This is a genomic window from Streptomyces sp. CNT372 (assembly GCF_000377145.1).
This window is the reverse complement of the sequence record NZ_KB897782.1, coordinates 1-2051: the sequence shown is the minus strand read 5'-3', so window position 1 is coordinate 2051 and position 2051 is coordinate 1. Positions and strand designations below refer to the sequence as shown.

At 75.0% G+C, this 2051-nt stretch carries 1 protein-coding gene; it reads right to left on the bottom strand.

Annotation, left to right across the window (positions count from 1 at the left end; all coding sequences use genetic code 11):
* The coding region (locus tag C593_RS29760) for a condensation domain-containing protein (RefSeq protein ID WP_018848146.1) at window positions 1–2051 on the bottom strand (2051 nt) is incomplete at both ends.

The window sequence follows — 2051 nt, the reverse complement described above, 5'->3', positions numbered from 1 at the left end:
GGGGAGGGTGAGGTCGAGGGGGAGGTAGGCGCCGCCCGCGCGGACCACGGCGTGCAGGGCGATGAGCAGGTCGAACGAGCGCGGGAGGGCGACGGCGACGACGGCCTCCGGTCCCACGCCCCGGTCGGCGAGGAGCCGGGCGAGGCGGTTGACGCGGTCCTCGAACGCGGCACGTGACAGTTCCGCGCCCTCGAAGACCAGGGCCGTTGCGTCCGGGACGCCGGCGCACCGGGCTCCCTCCGCGACCAGGTCGGCGAGGGTGGCCGGGCCGTCGAGCGGGTGCGCGGTGTCGTTCCAGCCCCGCAGCACCGCCTCCCGCTCCCGGGGCTCCATCACCTCGATCCCGGACAGGGGCATCTCCGGAGCCCCGGCGACCGCGTCCAGCAGCCGGACCAGACGGCCCGTCAGGCGCTCCGCGCCCGCCCGCTCGAACAGATCCGTCGCATAGCGCACCCCACCGCTGATCCGGCCGTCCGCCTCCGGACCTCCGAAGGCGAACTCCAGGTCCACCTTGGACCCGCCGATCTCCACGACCAGTTCCTCGGCCGGGACACCGCACAGCTCCGGGACCTCGGTGGTGACCGAGTGGTACGTCACCATCGACTGGAACAGCGGGTTCCGGGCCTGGGAGCGGGTCTGCCCGACGGTCTCGGCCACCGCCTCCAGGGGCAGATCGGCGTGTGAGAACGCCGCCAGGTCCGCGTCCCGGACCCGGCCGACCAGCTCGCTGAAGCTCGGGTCCCCGGACAGGTCGGTGCGCAGTACCAGGGTGTTGAGGAAGAACCCGACCAGATCGGCGACCCGGTCGTCCTCGCGGCCGGTGGCCGGTGTGCCGAGGGGGATGTCGTCCCCGGCGCCGAGCCGGTGGAGCAGGGCGGCGACCGCCGCGTGCACCACCATGAACATGGTCGCCCCGGACTCCCGGGCGATCCGCGCCAGCGCCTCGCCCGTGGCCGCGCCCACCTCGAAGGTCACCACATCGCCGCCCCGTGTGGGTACGGCGGGGCGGGGCTTGTCGGTGGGGAGGGTGATCTCCTCGGGGAGGCCCGCGAGGGCTTCGCGCCAGTGGGCGGCCTGGCGGCAGGCGAGGGAGTCCGCCTCGGCCGGGTCTCCGAGGAGGTCTCGCTGCCAGAGGGCGAAGTCCGCGTACTGCACGGGCAGTTCGGCGAACTGCGGCTCGTGCCCGGCGGCCCGGGCCCGGTAGGCGGTGTCCAGGTCGGCCAGGAGCGGCCCGGTCGACCACTCGTCCGTCGCGATGTGGTGCAGCAGAAGGACCAGGACATGGTGATCCTCGGCCGCCGTCAGCAGCGTCACCCGCATCAGCGGCTCCGCCGCCAGGTCGAAGACGTACTCGCCCGCCGCGACCGCCTCGGCCTCCAGCCGCCCGGCGGACACCCGGCGGACGGTGAACGGCACGGTGACGGCGGCCGGGTCCAGGACCCGCTGGTAGGGCTCGCCGTCGGCCTCCGCGAAGACCGTGCGCAGCACCTCGTGCCGTGCCAGCACGTTCGCGACGGCCGCACGCAGTGCCTCCGCGTCCACCGCCCCCCGCAGCCGCACGGCGAGCGGCACGTTGTACGCCGTACCCGGGCCCTGCACGCTGTCGATCAGCCACAGCCGGCGCTGGGCGTACGAGAGCGGCAGCCGCTCCGGACGCTCATCCGCACGCGCCAGGACCGGCCGGCCGGTGGCCGCCCGGTCCGCGAGCCGGGCCGCCAGCGCGGCGACCGTCCGCGCCTCGAACAGATCGCGCACCGCGCACTCCACGCCCAGCGCGTCCCGCGCCCGGCTCGCGGCACGTGCCACCAGCAGGGAGTGGCCGCCGAGCGCGAAGAAGTCGTCCTCGGCACCCACCCGTTCGACGCCCAGGACCGTGGCGAAGATCCCGGCCAGGATCTCCTCCCGCGCGTTCCTCGGCGCCCGGGAGACGTCCCCGGCCGTCTCGGCGGGCGGTGTGGGGAGGGCGCGGCGGTCGAGCTTGCCGTTGGGGGAGAGGGGGACGGTGTCCAGGGCGACGAAGGTGGCGGGGATCATGTACTCGGGCAGGCGGG